Annotated in this window: 19 protein-coding genes and 1 tRNA gene; 13 read left to right on the forward strand and 7 right to left on the reverse strand. The window is 65.4% G+C overall.

Going from position 1 to position 18,849, the window contains the following annotated elements:
* Nucleotides 1–101 precede the first annotated feature (101 nt).
* The 3 genes from WIX41_RS16590 to WIX41_RS16600 form a co-directional block, all read right to left on the reverse strand.
* A tRNA-Ala gene (locus WIX41_RS16590) sits at nt 102–177 on the reverse strand.
* Between the two features lie 56 nt (nt 178–233).
* On the reverse strand, nt 234–2,600 hold the full coding sequence (locus tag WIX41_RS16595; protein ID WP_339449527.1) for a heavy metal translocating P-type ATPase: 2,367 nt from the start codon (nt 2,598–2,600) through the stop codon (nt 234–236).
* Nucleotides 2,597–2,995, reverse strand: coding sequence for a heavy metal-responsive transcriptional regulator (locus tag WIX41_RS16600; protein ID WP_339449529.1), 399 nt, complete (start codon nt 2,993–2,995; stop codon nt 2,597–2,599). The genes WIX41_RS16595 and WIX41_RS16600 overlap by 4 nt, the downstream gene beginning before the upstream one ends.
* Before the next feature lie 217 nt (nt 2,996–3,212).
* On the opposite strand from WIX41_RS16600, the gene WIX41_RS16605 reads away from it, so the two are divergent.
* From WIX41_RS16605 to WIX41_RS16650, 10 genes are all read left to right on the forward strand, one after another.
* Nucleotides 3,213–4,283: a GlxA family transcriptional regulator gene (locus WIX41_RS16605; RefSeq protein WP_339449531.1), complete on the forward strand. Its 1,071-nt coding sequence runs from the start codon at nt 3,213–3,215 to the stop codon at nt 4,281–4,283.
* 86 nt (nt 4,284–4,369) lie between these two features.
* Nucleotides 4,370–5,203 (forward strand): thiol:disulfide interchange protein DsbG, encoded by an 834-nt coding sequence (gene dsbG, locus WIX41_RS16610; RefSeq protein ID WP_339449533.1) that lies wholly within the window; start codon nt 4,370–4,372, stop codon nt 5,201–5,203.
* A gap of 269 nt (nt 5,204–5,472) precedes the next feature.
* The gene (locus WIX41_RS16615) at nt 5,473–6,903 is read left to right on the forward strand and encodes a DcaP family trimeric outer membrane transporter (RefSeq protein ID WP_339449535.1); all 1,431 of its coding nucleotides are present in this window, start codon (nt 5,473–5,475) and stop codon (nt 6,901–6,903) included.
* A 13-nt stretch (nt 6,904–6,916) separates the two neighbouring features.
* Complete coding sequence (adiC, locus tag WIX41_RS16620; protein WP_339449537.1) at nt 6,917–8,266, forward strand: arginine/agmatine antiporter; 1,350 nt, start codon at nt 6,917–6,919, stop codon at nt 8,264–8,266.
* A gap of 21 nt (nt 8,267–8,287) precedes the next feature.
* Nucleotides 8,288–10,576 carry an Orn/Lys/Arg decarboxylase N-terminal domain-containing protein gene (locus WIX41_RS16625; protein ID WP_339449539.1) on the forward strand — a complete coding sequence of 763 codons (2,289 nt, stop codon included), beginning with the start codon at nt 8,288–8,290 and terminating at the stop codon, nt 10,574–10,576.
* A gap of 26 nt (nt 10,577–10,602) precedes the next feature.
* Nucleotides 10,603–11,505 (forward strand): cation diffusion facilitator family transporter, encoded by a 903-nt coding sequence (locus WIX41_RS16630; RefSeq protein ID WP_339449541.1) that lies wholly within the window; start codon nt 10,603–10,605, stop codon nt 11,503–11,505.
* Nucleotides 11,506–11,575: 70 nt separating this feature from the next.
* Entirely contained in the window at nt 11,576–11,788 is a 213-nt protein-coding gene (locus tag WIX41_RS16635) for a ParD-like family protein (RefSeq protein WP_339449543.1), read from the forward strand.
* Nucleotides 11,785–12,549: a type I methionyl aminopeptidase gene (map, locus tag WIX41_RS16640; RefSeq protein ID WP_339449545.1), complete on the forward strand. Its 765-nt coding sequence runs from the start codon at nt 11,785–11,787 to the stop codon at nt 12,547–12,549. Before WIX41_RS16635 ends, map begins: the two co-directional genes overlap by 4 nt.
* A 327-nt stretch (nt 12,550–12,876) precedes the next feature.
* Nucleotides 12,877–13,416: a hypothetical protein gene (locus WIX41_RS16645; protein WP_339449547.1), complete on the forward strand. Its 540-nt coding sequence runs from the start codon at nt 12,877–12,879 to the stop codon at nt 13,414–13,416.
* A 58-nt stretch (nt 13,417–13,474) separates the two neighbouring features.
* The gene (locus WIX41_RS16650; protein WP_339449549.1) at nt 13,475–13,951 is read left to right on the forward strand and encodes a hypothetical protein; all 477 of its coding nucleotides are present in this window, start codon (nt 13,475–13,477) and stop codon (nt 13,949–13,951) included.
* Between the two features lie 57 nt (nt 13,952–14,008).
* On the opposite strand, the gene WIX41_RS16655 is transcribed toward WIX41_RS16650, so the two are convergent.
* On the reverse strand, nt 14,009–14,788 hold the full coding sequence (locus tag WIX41_RS16655) for a LytR/AlgR family response regulator transcription factor (RefSeq protein WP_339449551.1): 780 nt from the start codon (nt 14,786–14,788) through the stop codon (nt 14,009–14,011).
* A complete protein-coding gene (locus WIX41_RS16660; RefSeq protein ID WP_339449553.1) occupies nt 14,785–15,909 on the reverse strand; it encodes a sensor histidine kinase in 1,125 nt (374 codons plus the stop codon). The genes WIX41_RS16655 and WIX41_RS16660 overlap by 4 nt, the downstream gene beginning before the upstream one ends.
* 185 nt (nt 15,910–16,094) lie before the next feature.
* Between WIX41_RS16660 and WIX41_RS16665 the strand changes: the two genes are divergently transcribed.
* Nucleotides 16,095–16,409, forward strand: coding sequence for a hypothetical protein (locus tag WIX41_RS16665; RefSeq protein ID WP_339449555.1), 315 nt, complete (start codon nt 16,095–16,097; stop codon nt 16,407–16,409).
* Between the two features lie 59 nt (nt 16,410–16,468).
* Here the strand turns inward: WIX41_RS16665 and WIX41_RS16670 are convergent, their stop codons facing one another.
* Nucleotides 16,469–17,407 (reverse strand): LysR substrate-binding domain-containing protein, encoded by a 939-nt coding sequence (locus WIX41_RS16670; RefSeq protein WP_409187521.1) that lies wholly within the window; start codon nt 17,405–17,407, stop codon nt 16,469–16,471.
* Nucleotides 17,408–17,521: 114 nt separating this feature from the next.
* On the opposite strand from WIX41_RS16670, the gene WIX41_RS16675 reads away from it, so the two are divergent.
* Complete coding sequence (locus tag WIX41_RS16675; RefSeq protein ID WP_339449559.1) at nt 17,522–17,923, forward strand: RidA family protein; 402 nt, start codon at nt 17,522–17,524, stop codon at nt 17,921–17,923.
* Nucleotides 17,924–18,011: 88 nt separating this feature from the next.
* Nucleotides 18,012–18,560 (forward strand): outer membrane beta-barrel protein, encoded by a 549-nt coding sequence (locus tag WIX41_RS16680; protein ID WP_339449560.1) that lies wholly within the window; start codon nt 18,012–18,014, stop codon nt 18,558–18,560.
* An 85-nt stretch (nt 18,561–18,645) separates the two neighbouring features.
* On the opposite strand, the gene WIX41_RS16685 is transcribed toward WIX41_RS16680, so the two are convergent.
* Nucleotides 18,646–18,834, reverse strand: coding sequence for a hypothetical protein (locus WIX41_RS16685; protein ID WP_339449561.1), 189 nt, complete (start codon nt 18,832–18,834; stop codon nt 18,646–18,648).
* Nucleotides 18,835–18,849 lie beyond the last annotated feature (15 nt).

Raw genomic sequence — 18,849 nt, forward strand, 5'->3', positions numbered from 1 at the left:
TCGCCACCGTGAAAGGGTGATGTCCTAGGCCTCTAGACGATGGGGACGCACGAAAAACTCGAATTGTGTTCACTACCTTCCGATCGGCCTGATGATCGGAGTGGTGGAGCCAGGCGGGATCGAACCGCCGACCTCCTGCATGCCATGCAGGCGCTCTCCCAGCTGAGCTATGGCCCCACGTCGTGAGGAGCGAGATCATAACGACGCTGTTTTCGATTGGCAAGAAAAAACTGTCATCCATTCGACAAACGTTGATGGCGAAGTCGCAGTGCGTTGCTGATCACCGACACCGAACTGAAGCTCATCGCCACCGCTGCCAGCATCGGCGACATCGTGATGCCCAGCGGATACAGCACACCGGCTGCGACGGGAATTCCCAGCCCGTTGTAGAGGAACGCAAAGCCCAGGTTCTGGCGCATGTTGCGAACGCTGGCGGTGGACAGCTGGCGCGCGCGCAGGATTCCGCGCAGATCGCCCTTGACCAGCGTGACCTGCGCGCTGGACATCGCCACGTCCGTGCCGTTGCCCATCGCGATGCCGACGTTGGCGCTGGCCAGCGCCGGTGCATCATTGATGCCATCGCCGGCCATCGCCACCGTGTGCCCTTGCGCCTGCAGCGTGCGGATCAGTTCGGCCTTGTCGGCGGGGCGCATCTCGCCGTGCACCTCGTCCAGGCCCAGCTCGCGCGCCACCGCGTCGGCCGTGGCCGTGCCGTCGCCGGTGGCCATGACGATGCGCAGCCCGTCGCGCTGCAACTGCGCGATCGCTTCGGCGGTGGAGGCCTTGATCGGATCGGCCACCGCGATCAAGCCGGCCAGCGCACCGTCGACGGCCAGGAACATCACGCTGGCCGCCGCATGGCGCAGGCGTTCGGCAGCGTCCTGCAACGGCTGCAGCGCGACGCCGTGGTCGGTCATCAGCACCACGTTGCCAAGCAGCAATGCCTTGCCGTCCACCGTACCGCGTACACCCAGCCCGGTGAGCGAATCGAAATCAGCAACCACCGCGAGCGCGCGCCCCCGCCGACGTGCTTCGGCGACGATCGCCGCCGCCAGCGGATGCTCGCTGCCCTGGTCCAGGCTCGCCGCCCAGTGCAGCACCTCGTCAGCCTCGAATCCGGGCACTGCATGCACTTCGCGGAACGCAGGACGGCCTTCGGTGAGCGTGCCGGTCTTGTCCACCACCAGCGTGTCCACGCCACGCAGGGCTTCGATGGCCTCGGCATCGCGGAACAACACGCCATGCTGGGCGGCGCGGCCGGTGGCGACCATGATGGTCATCGGCGTAGCCAGGCCCAGGGCGCAGGGGCAGGCGATGATCAATACCGCCACCGCGCTGAGCACAGCGTGCGTCCAGGACGGCTCCGGCCCGAACAGGCCCCAGCCGAAGAACGTCAGTACCGCCACGCCAAGTACGGCCAGCACGAACCAGTACGCCACCTTGTCGGCCATCCGCTGCATGGGGGCGCGCGAACGCTGCGCCTGTGCCACCAGCTGCACGATCTGCGCCAGCATGCTGTCCTCGCCCAGCCGCTCGGCGCGGATCACCAGGCTGCCGGTGCCGTTGAGGGTGGCGCCGATGACGGTGTCGCCGACAGACTTGGCGACCGGTACCGGTTCGCCGGTCAGCATCGATTCGTCCACCGTGGAGCGGCCCTCCAGCACGCTGCCATCCACCGGCACCTTTTCACCGGGCCGCACCCGCAGCCGGTCGCCGGCCTGCAGTGCAGTGATGTCCACGTCTTCCTCGTGCCCGTCGTCGCGCAGTACCCGCGCGGTTTTCGGTGCAAGCCCCAGCAGTGCCTTGATCGCCGCCGAGGTCTGGGCGCGGGCGCGCAGCTCCATCAGCTGGCCGAGGAGGGTAAGCGAGATGATCACCGCAGCGGCCTCGAAGTACACGCCTACATGCCCGTGCTGCTGGAAGGAGGGGGGGAACAGGCCCGGCGCAACGGTTGCCACCACGCTGTAGCCGTACGCGGCCAGCACGCCGGTGCCGATCAGGGTCCACATGTTCGGGCTGCGGTTGCGGAGGGACTGGGCCCAGCGCTGCACGAACGGCCAGCCTGCCCAAAGCACCACGGGCGTGGCCAGGGCCAGCTCGATCCATACCCGCACGCCCGGCGGCACGCCGTGCAGCAAGGGCGTCATCGCCAGCATCGCCAGCGCCATGGTGGCGATGCTCAGCGGCAGGCTCCACCAGAAGCGCCGGCGGAAATCGGTCAGCTCCGGGTTCTCGCCCTCGTCCAGGCTGGGCATCATCGGCTCCAGCGCCATGCCGCAGATCGGGCAGGTGCCGGGGCCTTCCTGCACGATTTCCGGGTCCATGGGGCAGGTGTAGAGCGTGCCGGCCGGTACGGGTTCGGCGACGTGCGAGGCAGGGTCGAGATAGCGCCGCGGCTCGGCGATGAACTTCCGCCGGCAGCCGTCGCTGCAGAAGTGGTAGTCGCTGCCGGCATGCCGGGCATGGTGCGCGGTGGTGGCCGGGTTCACGTCCATGCCGCAGACCAGGTCCTTGACGGTGTTGCCGCCACCACCGCCGTGGGCGGAGCAGCAGCTGCCTTTCGGCTGCGGTGCCGCTGCGTGGGTGTGCGGGATGCTCATTGGCGCGGCTCCGTCAACGCGCCCAGGATCGGGCAGTGTTCCAGGTCGCCGTGGCCGGGGCAGGCGTCGACCAGCTGTTCGAGCGCGGCGTGCATGCGTTGCAGTTCGGCGATGCGCTGCTGGATGTCCTGCAGCTTGAGTACCGCGGTGTCGCGGACCTGGGCCATGTCCTGGCTGCGGTGGTCGCTCAGGGCCAGCAGCTCGCCGATTTCCTCCAGGGTGAAGCCCAGCGCCTTGGCCCGGCGGATGAAGCGCAGGCGGGTCAGGTCGGTGTCGGTAAACACCCGGTAGCCGCCGGCACTGCGCTGGGCAGTGGCCAGCAGGTGCTGGCGTTCGTAGTAACGCACGGTATCGATGGGCACGCCGGCCTGGCGTGCGAGTTGTCCAATGTTCACGGCGACCTCTCTGGGGAACAGGGACACAGTGTGAACCCTGGAGTCTGGTCAAGAGTCAAGGGTTTGCGGCATACGGTTCGAATGTCGTTAGCGGGCCAGATTTACAACTTGTTTCATAGCTGCTGCGGGAAGCGCTCCGTACCCTCCATTGGAATCGCCGTCAGGCCTTGATCCAGCAGGGTTTGGCGGTCTCAGCAGCCGTTCCAGGAGCGCCGCCATGGAAGCACTTTCCCCCTCTTCATCGCCGACCCACAAGCCCATCTCACCGACCTTGATGGAAGTGGCCGTTCTCGAATATCCCGGCAGCCTGCGCGCTGCCGCGCCGGTGCTGTCCGAGCTTGCCCAGCGCTGCAACCGTACCGCTGCGGCCGGTAAACGCACGGGCGCGCGCATGCTGGTGACCCGCTGGACGCTGTCCACGCGCGGGCATGGCATGCAGCGGGTGGCGGGCGCCGAGCTGTTCGGCGACACGCCGCCGGCGGTCATCGTGGTGCCGGGCAACGAACCCAGCTGGCCGCTGATGCAGGCCGACGTACGCATGCTGACCTGGCTGCGCGATTGCCATGATGCCGGCAGCCTGCTGGCGGGCTGCGAAGAGGGTGGGCTGCTGCTGGCCTCGGCCGGGGTGATGACCGGGCGCTCGGTCAGTGTCCCCGATCTGTCGCGCTGCCCGTCGCTGGCGGCGGTGCTGCCGAGCTGGCAGCCGAGCGAGCGGGCGCTGGTGGACGACGGCGACCTGCTCACCGCGTCCGGCCCGGATGCGTGGAAGTACCTCAGTCTGCGGCTGCTGGCGCGCATCTACGGGCAGAGTGTGATGAGTGCGGCAATCCAGCAGTTGCAGCTGGTCATTCCGCGCGGTGTGCAGGAAGACCTGGAGCGCTTCAGTCCGAACTTCGCCCATGGCGACCGCGGCATCCTCAAGGCGCAGCGTTGGCTGCACAGCATCGCCGCGCGCGGCGTGACCCTGCAGGACATCTGCGATGCGGCCGGGCTGGAGCCCCGCACCCTGCAACGGCGCTTCCTCAAGGCCACCGGGTTGCGCCCGATCGCATACTGCCAGCGCCTGCGCATCGCCAAGGCGCAGTTGCTGCTGCAGGCCGGCGGCGCGGTCGATGAGGTGTCGTGGGCGGTGGGTTACTCGGACCAGAGTGCATTCCGCCGCCTGTTCCTGCGCATCGTCGGGGTGACGCCGGCACGTTACCGTCGACAGATCTTCGCGCAGCGCCGTGAGCGTCCGCGCGGCCCGCTTCCGCAGCTGCAGAGCGAACCGTTGCGCCCGGCCGCCTGATACAGGGGCGGCCAGCGGCTGCACGCACGGACAGATGCGACTACCCTGTGTGTCGTTCGCCGTGGGCGTTTATTCCAGGAGTTGCCATGTTGTTGAAGACCTCGCCCATGCTGGGCTCCGTGCTGGGTGCCGCCCTGCTGTTGGCGGTGGCCGGTTGCAGCCAGGCCCAGCAAGGTCCGGCGCCGGCCAAGGCTGCCGCGAAGCCTGCTGCCGGAGCGGACGCAAGCCGGCCGGCGGTGCTCAAGGGGATCGAAAAGCATGGCTTTGAGGTGATCGGCGAATTCGACGCGCCGGGCGGCCTGCGTGGCTTTGCCGGCGTGGTAGGCGGGCAGCAGCCGGCGGCCGCGTATGTTACTGCGGACGGCAAGAATGTGATGGTGGGTACGCTCTTCAATGAGAAGGGCGAAGATGTCGGTGCCACGCCCTTGGACAAGCTGGTCGCCAAGCCGATGGCGGACCGGATCTGGTCGCGGCTGGATGCCAGCGCCTGGGTGCGCGATGGCCGTTCGGATGCGCCGCGCGTGGTGTACACCTTCAGCGACGCCAACTGCCCGTACTGCCATCGGTTCTGGGAAGCAGCCCGCCCATGGGTGGACAGCGGCAAGGTGCAGCTGCGTCACGTGATGGTGGGGGTGATCCGCGAGGACAGCCCGGCCAAGGCAGCGGCGATCCTTGGCGCACCCAATCCAAGCGCGGTATTCCTGCAGAACGAACATGATTTCAGCAAGGGCGGTATCAAGCCTGCAGCCAGCATCGCGCCGGAACTGGCCAACAAGCTGGACGCCAACCAGGTGCTGATGGTCGAACTGGGCTTCCAGGGCACCCCGGGCATTCTGTTCCGTGATGCACAGGGCCTGGTGCAGCGCGTGTCCGGCATGCCGCAGGGCGAGGACATGGAAAAGGTGATGGGCCCGCGTTGATCTGAATCAAGGTCGAAACCCAGGCGCGCGACCACACTGCGCGCATGGGTTTCGACAGCTTCTGCAGTGCGGTGCCGCCACGTCATGGCGCGGACGCACAGACTTCACGACACACTCACTTCCGCCTTGTTACTCAAAGCGCTGGCACGCGTGGATTCTGCGCGCCACCCGGGATGAGGAGGGAATCCCACGCGGGTGCCGATATCAGCCGGACGCGTGAGCGTTCCAGCCGTTGCCGGCAGTATCGTCTGCGGTTCAAGGAGGGCGTGATGCGTTGCTCTGTCGTGCTGCTGTTCGCTGCCGTCACCCTGTTCGCGGTACCCGTCCATGCACAGGATTCCGCCGACGCCTTGCGGCAGGACATCCGCACCCTTCGGCAGACGCTGGAGGCGATGGAAAAACGCCTGGATGCGCTGGAAACGGCGGAAGGGCGAACGCCTGCGGCGCGCCCCGAAGTGACTACCGCAGCCCCCACGGCGGTCACGCCGTCGGCCACACTGGCCCATGCCACCACCGCCCAGGTGCCCGGCACCGGCCACGCGATCCTGCCGCCACGCGATTCGGTGGCCGACCCGTCGTCGGCGGCGTCGCGCCCTGACAGTGCCGCCGGTCCGACCGACCCCGACCTGAAGGGGTTCTTCGCCATTCCCAACACCGATACGCTGATCCGCATCGGCGGCTACGCAAAGCTGGATGCGATTGCTGATACGCGTGCGGCCGGTGACGAAGACCAGTTCGTGACGTCGTCCATTCCGGTCGGCAGCAGCCACCGCGATGTCTCCAATTTCAACCTGCATGCCAAGCAGACCCGTTTCAGCTTCGAAGCGCGCCGCCCGACCACGCGCGGCAACCTGCGGTTCTACCTGGAGAACGATTTCTTCGGCAGCAGCGACGGGTACGAATTCCGCCTGCGGCATGCGTACGGGCAGCTCGGCAACACCTATGCCGGCTATGGCTACGCAACCTTCATGGATGCCGACAGCCTGCCCGATACGCTGGATTTCGCCGGCCCCGGTGGCGCCGGCTACCTGCTGGTGGCCGGCATCCACCACAACTTCGCAATGGGCAAGGGCAACACGCTGACCGTCGCGGCTGAAGATCCCGACGCGCAACTGGCCGGCATCACCGATGGCACGGTGGCGGCGAACCGCATGCCGGACGTAACCGTCACCGCGCGCATGGAACGCGATTGGGGACACCTGCAGCTGGGCGGGGTGGCGCGCAGCCTGGGCTATGACGGCGACCAGCGCGATGACCGTCGTTTCGGCGGCGGCATCCAGCTCAGTGGTTCGGCCTCGGTAGGCGAACAGGACCTGCTGCTGTTCGGCGCGCTGGGCGGCAAGGGCCTGAGCCGCTACACCGCCGACCTCACCGGATCTGGGCTGGACGCGGTGATCGGCCTGGACGGACGCCTGCACGCACTGTCGCTGCAGGGCGGCTTCGTCGGCTACACGCATTACTGGTCGCCGCTGTGGCGATCGAACCTGATCTACGGCCAGCTGACCATGGCGCGCAATGCCGCGCTCGCGGCCGATGCCTTCCGCCAGAGCCGTTACGGGGTCTTCAACCTCATCTGGAGCCCGGCACCGTCGTGGACGATGGGCATGGAAGTGCTGTACGGGCAACTGGAACAGCAGGACCGACAACGCGCCGACACGGTGCGGGTGCAGGGCAGCCTGCAATACAACTTCATCAAGTAGCGGAGAGACGGTCATGGCGCAAGCGAAGAAAATCGGAGTAGTCGGCGCCACCTTCCTGGTGGCCGGCAACATGATGGGTTCGGGGGTGTTCCTGCTGCCTTCCAGCCTGGCCAAGATCGGCACCGCCTCGATCTGGGGCTGGCTGGTAACCACGGCCGGTGCGCTGCTGCTGGCCTTCGTGTTCGCCAAGCTGGGCAAGCTGGCGCCCAAGGCGGGTGGCCCCTATGCCTATGCACGCGACTGGTTCGGGCCATACATGGGCTTCCAGACCAACACCATCTATTGGTTCGCCAACTGGATCGGCAACGTGGCCATCCCGATCGCGGCGGTGGGCTACTTCAGTTACTTCTTCCCGATCCTGTCCCAGCCGGTGCCGCGCTGCATCGCGGTGCTGGCCCTGGTGTGGGCGCTGAGCTTCGCCAACGTGATCGGCCCGGCGTTCGTCAGCCGGCTGCAGACGGTGACCACCAGTTTCGCGCTGGTGCCGATCCTGGGCATTGCAATCTTCGGCTGGTTCTTCTTCGACCCGGCCATCTTCAAGGGCGCCTACAACGTGTCGGGCGAATCCAACTTCGGTGCGATTTCCAGTGCAGCTGCGTTGACGCTGTGGGCATTCATCGGGGTGGAATCGGCCTCGGTCACTGCCGGGGTGGTGGAGAACCCGGAGAAGAACGTGGCGCGTGCCACCTTGGCCGGCGTGTTCCTCGCAGCAGTGGCCTACATCGCCAGCTCGTCGGTGATCATGGGCATGGTGCCCAATGGCGACCTGCAGGTGTCCGATGCACCGTTCGCGCTGGCGGCGGCCAACGCGGTAGGCGGGTGGGGCGGGGCGCTGGTGAGCCTGTGCGCCTTCGTGGGCGCGGCCGGTTCGCTGGGCGGCTGGATCCTGCTGACCGCGCAGAGCGCCAAGGCGGCCTCTGATGACGGGCTGTTCCCCAGCGTGTTCAGCAAGACCAACAAGGACGACGTGCCGGTCAAGGGCGTGCTGATCGTGGCGGTGCTGATGACCTTGGCGGTGCTGGTCACCTCGACCTCGGAAACCGCATCGGCGCAGTTCGACGTGATCACCTCGGCGGCGGTGGTGTTGACCCTGCTGCCCTACATCTATTCCTGCGTGGCCTGCTACTTCGTGGTCGAGCGCTCGCACACCCTGGTGCATACCGGCGCGTTCTGGTTCCTGACCAGCATCACCGTCGTGTACTGCCTGTGGGCGATCTTCGGCTCGTCCGGCAGCATCGTGCAGTACGCCTTCCTGTTCGTGCTGTTCATCACCGTGTTCTACCCGTTCTTCAGCGAGGAGCGCCGCCGCCAGCGTGGCCAGCTGCCGCCGCTGGACGCGGCCGGCAGTACGACGCTTTCGTGACCTTCCCCCAGGAGAAATGCTGTGTACTTCAAGTCTCTGGATTACCCGATCATCGTCATCGACGACGACTACGAGTCCCCGCGCATCGGTGGCATCCTGATCCGCGCACTGGTCGAGGAGCTGCGTGGCAGCGAGCAGCGTGTGTTGTGCGGGCTCACCCTGGCTGACGCCCAGGCCGGTGCGCGCACCTATGTGGCCGCATCGGCGGTACTGATCTCCATCGATGGTACCGAGGACAAGCCCGGTGAGTTCCAGCGCCTGCTGGCCTTCCTGCGCGAGCAGAGCGCACGCCGCGCCGGCCTGCCGGTGTTCCTGTACGGCGAGCGCCGCACCATCGAGAAGGTGCCAAGCAAGCTGCTCAAGTACATCCACGGCTATATCTTCCTGTTCGAAGATACCAAGAGCTTCATCGCCCGCCAGGTGATGCGTGCCGCAGAAGACTACATGCACAACCTGCTGCCACCGTTCTTCAAGGCATTGATCCACCACACAGCCGAGTCCAACTATTCCTGGCATACGCCCGGCCATGCCGGCGGGGTGGCGTTCACCAAGTCGCCGGTAGGGCGCGCGTTCCACCAGTTCTACGGCGAGAACACGCTGCGCAGCGACCTGTCGATCTCGGTGCCGGAGCTGGGTTCGCTGCTGGACCACAGCGGGCCGATCAAGGCAGCCGAAAACGAGGCGGCGCGCAACTTCGGCGCCGACCACACCTTCTTCGTCACCAACGGCACCTCCACTGCCAACAAGATCGTCTGGCATGGCACGGTGGGGCGGGGCGATGTGGTGTTCGTCGACCGCAACTGCCACAAATCGCTGCTGCACGCGCTGATCATGACCGGCGGGGTGCCGGTGTACTTCACCCCCAGCCGCAACGCGCACGGCATCATCGGGCCGATCAGCCTGGACCAGTTCACCCCCGAGGCGATGCAGCAGGCCATCGCCGCCAATCCGCTGGCCAGCAAGGCGTTCCGCGCCGGCTCCAAGCCGCGCATCGCGGTGGTGACCAATTCCACCTATGACGGGCTGTGCTACAACGCCGAGAAGATTGCCGAGGAAATCGGCAGTGCGGTGGATTTCCTGCACTTCGATGAGGCCTGGTACGCCTATGCGGCGTTCCATCCGTTCTATGAGAACCACTACGGCATGGCCAAGGGCAAGCCGCGTGGCCAGGATGCGATCATCTTCACCACCCATTCCACCCACAAGCTGCTGGCTGCGTTCTCGCAGGCCTCGATGATCCACGTGCGCAACGCGGCCACCCGCGCGCTGGATGCGGAACGTTTCAACGAAGCCTTCATGATGCACACCACCACCAGCCCGCATTACGGGGTGATTGCTGCCTGCGACGTGGCCTCCAAGATGATGGAGGGCGCGGCGGGCGAGTCGCTGGTGCAGGAGATGCATGATGAGGCGATAGCCTTCCGTCGCGCCATGCTGCACGTGCGCGAAGACCTGGGCCGCGACGACTGGTGGTTCAGCGTGTGGCAGCCGGACAAGCTGGAGCGTTCGCTGGCCAAGGGCGACGCACCCGCCCCGATGGTGGCCAAGCGCGAGGAGTGGTACCTGCAGCCCGATGCGCACTGGCACGGGTTCGACGGGCTGGTCGAGGACTATGTGCTGATCGACCCGATCAAGGTGACCCTGCTCACCCCGGGACTTTCCATCGACGGCGAGCTGGGCGAGCTTGGCATTCCCGCTGCGGTGCTCAGCAAGTTCCTGTGGACGCGCGGCATCACGGTGGAGAAGACCAACCTGTACTCGGTGCTGTTCCTGTTCTCGATGGGCATCACCAAGGGCAAGTGGAGCACGCTGGTCACCGAGCTGATGGCCTTCAAGGCGCTGTTCGACGCCAACGCGCCGCTGACCCGCGCCTTGCCCGGCCTGGCTGCCGACTACCCGCAGGCGTATGCCGGCTGGGGCCTGCGTGATCTGTGCAGTGCGCTGCATGCCTTCAATCGTGAGTTTGCCGTGGCCCAGGTGATGCGCGAGATGTACGTGGACCTGCCCGAGCCGGTGATGACCCCGGCCGAGGCCTACGACCACCTGGTGCGTGGGCAGATCGAGCGGGTCGATATCGAAGCGATCAGCGGACGCATCGCCGGGACCATGCTGGTGCCGTACCCGCCGGGCATTCCGACGATCATGCCCGGCGAACGTTTCGGTGCACCGGATGAGCCGATCATCCAGTCGCTGCGCATCGCCCGCGAGCAGAACGCGCGCTTCCCGGGCTTCGAGTCGGACGTGCACGGGCTTATCATCGACCGCGACGGCGACGTGCCGAGCTACAAGGTGGAGGTACTGAAGACCTGAGCTGTGGCCAGGATCTTCGGCAGGCGATGGACACAGCACGCGAGCAGCGGATCCTCAAATTCTCGATCGGGGTAACGGTGGCGGTCAGCGCCACCGGCTTCATCGGCGGCTTGCTGGTGGGGTCGCAGGCGATCCTGTTCGACGGCGTGTACAGCCTGGTCGATGTGGCGCTGACGCTGGTGGCACTGGCGGTGCTGCGGCTGCTGGGGCGTGAAGGCAGCCCGCGCTTCCAGTACGGGTATTGGCACCTGGAGCCGATGGTGGAAGCGCTGGGCGGGGCGATCCTGGCGCTGGCGTGCATCTATGCGCTGGCCAATTCGGTCATTGGGCTCACCACCGGCGGACACGTGGTCCGCGCGGGACCGGCCTTGATGTGGGCGACCCTGCTGTGCGTGAGCAACCTGGGCATGGCCGGGTTTGTGCGCATCCATGCGGCACGGTTGAACTCGCCGCTGCTGTGGCTGGATGTACGTGCCTGGCTGCTCAGCGGCATGATGAGCCTGGCAGTGGTGCTGGCCTTTGCCCTGGCGCTGCTGCTGGAAGACGGCGACCACGCGCACTGGATTCCGTTCCTGGATCCGCTGGTGTTGGCAATCATCAGCCTGGCGGTGCTGCCAGTGCCGCTGCGGAGTGCCTGGAAGGCCATGCGCGAAGTGCTGCAGGTCGCGCCGGATTCGCTGGACGCGCGCGTGCAGGCGGTGATGACGCAGTTCGTAGCCGAACACGGCTATCTTGATTTCACCAGCCACGTCGCCAAGATGGGGCGCATGCGCTTCGTGGAAATCCACATCCTGACCCATCCCGACACGGTGATCGGCACCATCGGGAACGTGGATGCGCTGCGTGATGAAATCGCCGAGCGTCTGGAGGCGCGTGGCAGTGAGTTCTGGTTGACCATCGATTTCACTGCGGACCCCGCCTGGACATGATGGCGCATCTGGGCTGACGTTAGTATACGTATCGTATATAATTCGTATATACGCCACTGCGGGACTTTCCATGGGCATCGTCAACATCGACGACGAACTGCACGACAACCTGCGCCGCGCCAGCAGCGTTTCCGGCCGTTCCATCAACGCGCAGGCCGGCTTCTGGATCAAGGTAGGCATGCTGTGCGAGATGAGTCCGGGCATGAGCTACCAGGAGATCGTCAACCGTGAACTCAGGGCGGCTGGTGTGGACCCCGGCGCCCTGCGGGTGGCGGTCGCGTGATCAAGACAGTTGAGGAACAGGCGCTGATGCGGGCATCCGGACGTCTGTTGGCGTCGGTGTTCGAGGCACTGGACCGGCTGCCGCTCGAGGGCATGAGTACGCTGCAGGTCAATGACTGGGTGGAGCGGTTTATCGTCGACGAGCTGCGCGCGCGGCCCGCGAGCAAGGGCCAGTATGGATTTGGTTATGTGCTCAACAGCTCGATCGACGATGTGGTGTGCCACGGCGTGCCGTCTGCGGGCGACGTGCTGCGCAGCGGCAGCATCGTCAACCTGGACATCACGCTGGAGAAGGATGGCTTCATTGCTGATTCCAGCAAGACCTACCTGATTGGCGAGGTCGATTTCCAGGCAAAGCGACTGGTGCGGGTGACCCGCGAAGCGATGTGGAAGGGAATCGCAGTGGTCCGCCCGGGCGTGACGTTGGGCGATGTGGGCTTTGCCATCCAGCAGCATGCCAAGGCGCACGGTTACAGCGTGGTGCGGGAGTTCTGCGGGCATGGCATCGGCCGGGAAATGCACGAGGAGCCGCAGGTGCTGCACTACGGCAAGCGCGGGACCGGGGTGGAGCTGGAAGTGGGCATGACCTTCACCATCGAGCCGATGATCAACCAGGGTCGGGCGGCGATCGATATGAGTGAGGATGGTTGGACCGTGACCACGCGTGATGGGAAGCTGTCGGCGCAGGCCGAACACACGGTACTGGTGACCGACAGCGGCGTGGAAGTGCTGACCCTACGCAGCGACGAGCGCCCTTTGTAGCGCCGGGCTCTGCCCGGCCGGGACGTCCGACATTGCGGGCAGCCGGGCAGAGCCCGGCTCTACGCGCTGTGTCGATGCCCAGCAGCGTTCTGCGCCCGTTGCTTTGACTACGCCCCGATAACATTCTCCGGATTATGTTGGCGTCTCACGGGGATGAATCGCGAGCAGTGAGCTGCGCTCAGTGGGCTTGTCCTGGATGACACGCCCGCTACACATTGCCTGTTCGGTACAGCCCAGTGGTTCCGTGAGCGGATCATCGTCCACGTATCCCGCGCTTGCGATCCATGCTGTTTGAAACCACAGCCGAGGTCCTTGACATGGGAGTACATGAAGATGGGAGCCGATAATACTGAAAGTGCTGGTAGTTCCTGCGATGAGGTCGTGCCTGAGGGGAAGCTGCCAGAGTGGAAGAAGCCTTGGACGCACCTGAGCAGGTTTGAGGTTACCTGTCAGGGTAGGGACAAGGTGCGTTGCCCGGTCTATGCCAACAACCGGCAGCAGATCCCTGTCGAGATAATTCTGGAGGCGCGTGATGAAGATGGCGTTGTAGTGGAGATTCCCACTGACTATTCCAGCCTCGATCTGCGTCTGTGCGAATATGAAGATCCCGAATCGTATCCGTACAGGGTCGGGCAGGCTCTGTTCGCGGACACTGACTTCGTTTACGACTGGCAGGTTCAGGGAGCGCGTGACGGCTCCCACGATGTCCACCCCGTAGACCAGCCTGCGTCTCAGCTCGGTCGCGCCCAGGTGGTTAGGCGCTGGCTGTACACCGACCTCGTGCAGACAAGAAAACTTGCGGTGCGTATCTCCCGCAGGGGTCACGTTCGTATCGAACACGCCAAATCCCTCTCCGGGAAAGTTTGACAGCTACATCATCGTTGATGGGCGGGCGCCCAAGGAGCTCCCTTGGTCTTGTTTTGGCATGACGGGACCGCATAATGCGGCGAACTCCCCCAATTTTGATGTCGATCTTTATTACATATATTTCACGGACCCGAATTACAAAATTGTGGGCTCCGTCAACCATCGAGAGCTCAATCAGCGTGGGGCCCACTACGCGTGGAACAAGGATAGCGGGAGAATGGAGCACATCGCGTTTCCCAAAGGGGAGCGGCGCCAAGTGACCTATGCTAGTTGCGTCGGCCATGGCTATGTGGTCTCGTTCACAGTAGATGATAGGCCGGGAGAGGCGACGGCAGCTCGCATTCGCGACGGCATGGGGCGAATGTGCAACAACTACAGCTATCAACACGGGTTGATGGGCTATATCGACCAGTTTGGAAACGAGTCCAGAGTGATGCTGAGAGCTTCTTCGGATGGGAATACGATGAAATTGGACAACCCTGCCAACGCCCATGAAGTCGAGCCGCCCTCCGATGCGGAACGTACATCCGGCTGAGCCAGCTCTGCACCGCATCCAGATACTGACGTTCGGGGTGGTGACATGGTGAACGCGTCACGTGGGGTGGCGTGTGGACACCAGCTTGAGAAAGGCTTCATTCTGATACCGACTCATGCGCAGTTGCTGCCCGGTGTCCAGGGTCACCACATGGTGGCCGTTGAACCACGGGTGGATGGCCTTGACCCTGCGGATGTTGACGATGGCCGAGCGGTGGACCCGGGCGAAATGGCGCGGGTCCAGCCGCGCGGCGAGGGCGACCATGGTGCCGCGATGTTCGTGCATGCCGCTGGCGAGGTGTATCTCAACGGTGTTGCGCGCGGCCTTGACCCAGATGATGTCGTCCACGTCGATCAGCACGACGTGTTCGTCCACCCGCACCGGGATGCGCTGCAGGTAGGCTTCGCGCTGGCGCAGCGCGTCCAGTGCCTGCAGGATCTGCGTGGTCGCCTGTGCGCTGCTGCCGGTTGGTTGCGCGAGGCGCTGCCGTACACGCTGCAGGGTGGCGGCGAAGCGCTCGCGGCTGAAGGGTTTGACCAGGTAGTCCACGGCATTGGCTTCGAAGGCCTTCACCGCATACTGCTCATACGCGGTGACGAACACGGTGGCGGGCATGCGCTCGGCGCCGATGGTCGCCACCACGTCCAGCCCGGTGATTGCCGGCATCTGGATGTCCAGGAATACCAGGTCCGGTGATCGGTCGCGGATCGCCTTTACGGCCGACACGCCGTCGCCGCATTCGCCCAGCAGTTCCAGCGCCGGGTCTTCGGCGAGCAGGCGCACGATCGCGCGTCGGGCGATGGGTTCATCGTCCACCACCAGTACCGTGATGCTCACGCTGGCGCGACCCCGGCATGGAATTCCGGCTCATCGTCTGCCGGGCCAACGTCACGGAACGGCAGCCGCACACGGCAGGCCACGCCTTCGGGCCAGATCATGTCCAGCCGCACGTCGGCGGCGTCGCCGTACAGTTCCTTCAGGCGCAGCCGCGTGTTGGACATGCCGATGCCGTGCCCCGCCGGTGCACCGGGCAGGGCGTGGAGCGTGCTGTTGCGGTTGCGCACTTCAATGCACAGCACCTCGCCGTCGCGGCGCGTTTCGATTTCGATCACGTCGCTACCCACGCGTTGCCCGATGCCGTGGCGCACCGCATTTTCCACCAGCGGCTGCAGCAGCAGGCTGGGCACGGCGCAGTCGAGGGTGTCAGGGGCGATGTAGGTGCGTGTGGTGAGCCGATCCTTGAAGCGGATGCGCTGGATGCCCAGGTACAGCTCGATCAGGTCCAGCTCCTGCCGCAGCGGAATTTCCTGGCCGTCGTAGTCTTCCAGGAAGGCGCGCAGCAGCTCGCTCAGGCGCAGCAGCATGTCTTCGGCCGAGACCGTGTCTTCGTCGAGCAGGGTGATGATCGCGTGCAGCGTGTTGAACAGGAAATGCGGCTGAAGCTGCGATTTCAGGGCCAGCAGGCGCGATTGCGCCAGTTCGGTGGCCAGCCGGCTGGCTTCTACTTCGCGTCGTGCCTTCTCGGCATGGAAGTGCAGCGCCTGCTGGATCGCGAACAGCGCCCAATAGGTCAGTAGGCCGATGGCGAAGTGCTGTGCCAGGAAGTAGCCCAGCTGTTCGAAGAAGTCGCTGGGTTCGAACAGGGTGGAGGTGAGCGCGCCGATCACCATCGCCCCGAAGGTCACGACCAGACTGGCCAGGGCCTGCGGACCGAGGCCACGCAGGCGTCGGGCGGGATCCATCGGATAGCGTTCGGCCAGGCGGAATACCAGTGGTGCCAGTGCCGCCCACGTGTACCACTGGATCATCGCCCAGCGCAGGTGGACCAGGAAGGGCCAGCTGTTGCCATGCAACCCATCGCTGAGCGAATGCTGCACGGCAAACACCAGCACCACTGCCGTCCACAGCAGCAGGTAGCGGGGCAGGGTGATCGAGGTACTGCCAAGGCGAACCATCATGGCCGGTATCCAGGACGCCCGGGATGGCGGGGCAGGGCCATCTTAGGCGCACGGCGGGCACCGAAGAAGCGCCATGGGGGCCCATTACGATTGGTCCTTCCGCTACGACGATTGGTCCCGGATCGGTTGCTGCGCCGGTAGTGCGGGCGCGTGATGCAGTCTCATTCCCGCTGGAGCCTGCCGCCATGTTCTGTCGTCGCGCTGTTGTGACCGCCCTGTTGCTCGCCGCCCTGACTGCCCAGGCGGGTGACGTGCCGCGCTACCTGTTGCTGCTCAACCGCAGCGACAACAGCATCACCGCACTGCAGGTGGCCGCGGCCGGTACCGAGGCCTTCGAGTCGCGCCAGATCGACCCCGTCGCGGGCGGTGGTGGCAGCACCACGGTGCGCCTGGGCAATGCCGGCTGCCGCTTCGACCTGCACCTGCAGTTCCGCAACGGGAGCCAGGCGTTCTATCGCGACGTGGACATCTGCAGGGGCGATACTCTGGTCGTCAGGTAGAGCCACGCCCTGCGTGGCTGTGCGCGATGCTTGCCGGTTCAGCCACGCAGGGCGTGGCTCTACGGCGGGGTGGCGATGGGCAGGTGAGCGGCCACGAGGTCCGCGACCCAGTCGATGAAGACCCGCAGCTTGGCGCTGACATGGCGGTTGGGCCGGAACGCAATGTGCAGTGGCATGGCGGGTACCGTCCAGTCGGTGAGCACGCGCTGCAGCTCGCCGCGCTGCGCATGTGTGGCGGCTACATACTCCGGCAGCCACAACACACCCAGGCCGGCGACGCCGGCGGCGAGGTAGGCGTTGCCATCGTCCACCGCAAGTACATGTCGGCCCTGTACGGTGAGCGTCTCGTTGCCGCGCTGCAGGACGTAGGGCATGACCCCGGCCCTGCGTGAGCCGCGGTAGCCGACGATGCGATGCGGTTCGGCTTCCAGTGCGCCGGGATGATCTGGCACGCCGACACTGTCCAGGTATGCCGGCGCGGCAAACAATGCCGCCTGCAGGTCACCGATTTTCCGCGCCACCAGCGATGGATCGGTGAGTACGCCGCCGCGGATCACGCAGTCCACGTTCTCATCGATCAGGTCCACGTTGCGGTCGCTGACGCCGAGGTCGAGCTGGATGTCCGGGTAACGCGCATGGAAGCCAGGCAGGGCCGGAACCAGCAGGAACCGCGCCAGCGGCGCGGGCACATCCACCCGCAGCCGGCCGCGCGGGCTGGCGGCGAAGCTGGACAGGCTGGTCTCGGCATCGTCCAGGTCGCCCAGCAGCCGGGCCACGTGCTCGTAGTACGCCGCGCCATCGGCAGTGACATTGACCTGGCGGGTGGTGCGGTTGAGCAGGCGCACGCGCAGCCGCGCTTCCAACTGCTGCACCAGCTGGGTCACGGTGGTGCGGCTCATGTGCAGGGTCTGTGCGGCTTTGGTGAAGCTGCCGGTCTCCACGACCCGGGCAAAGGCCTGCATGGCATCGAAACGGTCCATCGGCACTCCTGCGGGCAATTGTTTGGATTCTACAAACAGTGATGGTCAAGGTGGGTCGTTTATCGCCAGCGCCGCTGCACCTACCGTGGAGACCTCCCATCACCCGGGGCGAATACCCCTTTGGAGTCAGCAATGGCAAGTCGCGAGGTCGTGTTCCCTTCCGGTCGGCAGGACCTGTATGCCCGCTACCGTTATTCGCCGGCGGTTCGTTCCAATGGCTTCCTGTTTGTCTCCGGCCAGGTCGGCAGCCGTGAGGACGGTTCGCCCGAACCGGGGCTGGAAGCGCAGGTGCACAAGCTCTTCGACAACCTCAACGCGGTGCTGGCGGCGGCCGGGTGCACGTTTGACGACGTGGTCGACGTGACGGTCTTCATGATCGACCCGGACCGCATCCTGGAGCGGGTGTGGGCAATCGTGCCCGAGTACTGGGGGCAGGCGCCGCACCCGACCCTGACTGCAGTCGGAGTCACCTGGTTGAGTGGATTCGACGTGGAATTCAAGGTGATTGCCAGACTCCCCGAGGCGGCGGCCTGAGCGCTCGTTTAACGGAATTGACACAAACATGAACAGGAGGCAAAGTGGCGCCGCCCAGACGGGCAAACCATCTTTTGGAAGGATCTGAATGAAGAAGTACGTGACCCTGGCCGCCGCCATTGCGCTGGCCACCCTGTCGACCGATGCCATGGCCGGCCACGCGTTTGTCCGCGCGGAACTGGGCAGCAGCGATACCGAAGTGCGCTACGACGGTTTTCGTGGCAGCGAGTCGGACACTTCCGGCGCAGTCGGCGGCGGGTACTGGTTCACCCCGAACATCGGTGTCGAAGGCCATATCGGTTCGCTGTACAACAAGGACCTGGGCTACGACCAGGAGCTGGACCTGGTCTCGATCGGCGTGGGCCTGGTGGCCAAGAAGAACTTCGGCGTCGACAACACCGGTTTCTTCATCGGCGCCCGCGCCGGCATCGCGCGCCTGACCGCGCAGGTGCGCGAAGACACCTTCGACGTGGTCGATGACGAAAGCTCGACCAAGCCGTACTACGGCGTGAACGTCGGTTACGACTTCAACCGCCGTTGGGGCCTGAGCCTGAACTACGACCGCCGCCAGGGCGATTTCAGCGGCGTGGACGTGGACGTGGACACCATCAGCGTGGGCGGCGAGTTCCGCTTCTGACCCCACCGCATGCAGTGACAGGACAACGGCAGGCCGGTGCAACGGCCTGCCGTTTTCTTTTGCGCGGGTCCGGCGATCGTGCTGTTCAGCGGCTGCAGGTACCGGGGATCGGGGTGGGCGACGGCCGGGTGGGTGCGGTCCGTGCGGCGACACTGGCGCGTGGGCTGCCCAACGCCGGCTCCTGCGGAGCGGCGGGGGTGGCCGCCAACTGCCGGGCGAGCCCCGTATCGGCAATGTGCCCGTGCAGGAACAACAATCCGCTGTAGATGTTCATGTGCGTCCTCCACTT

It is taken from the genome of Stenotrophomonas sp. AB1(2024), from assembly GCF_037482345.1.
Classification (GTDB): Bacteria; Pseudomonadota; Gammaproteobacteria; order Xanthomonadales; family Xanthomonadaceae; genus Stenotrophomonas.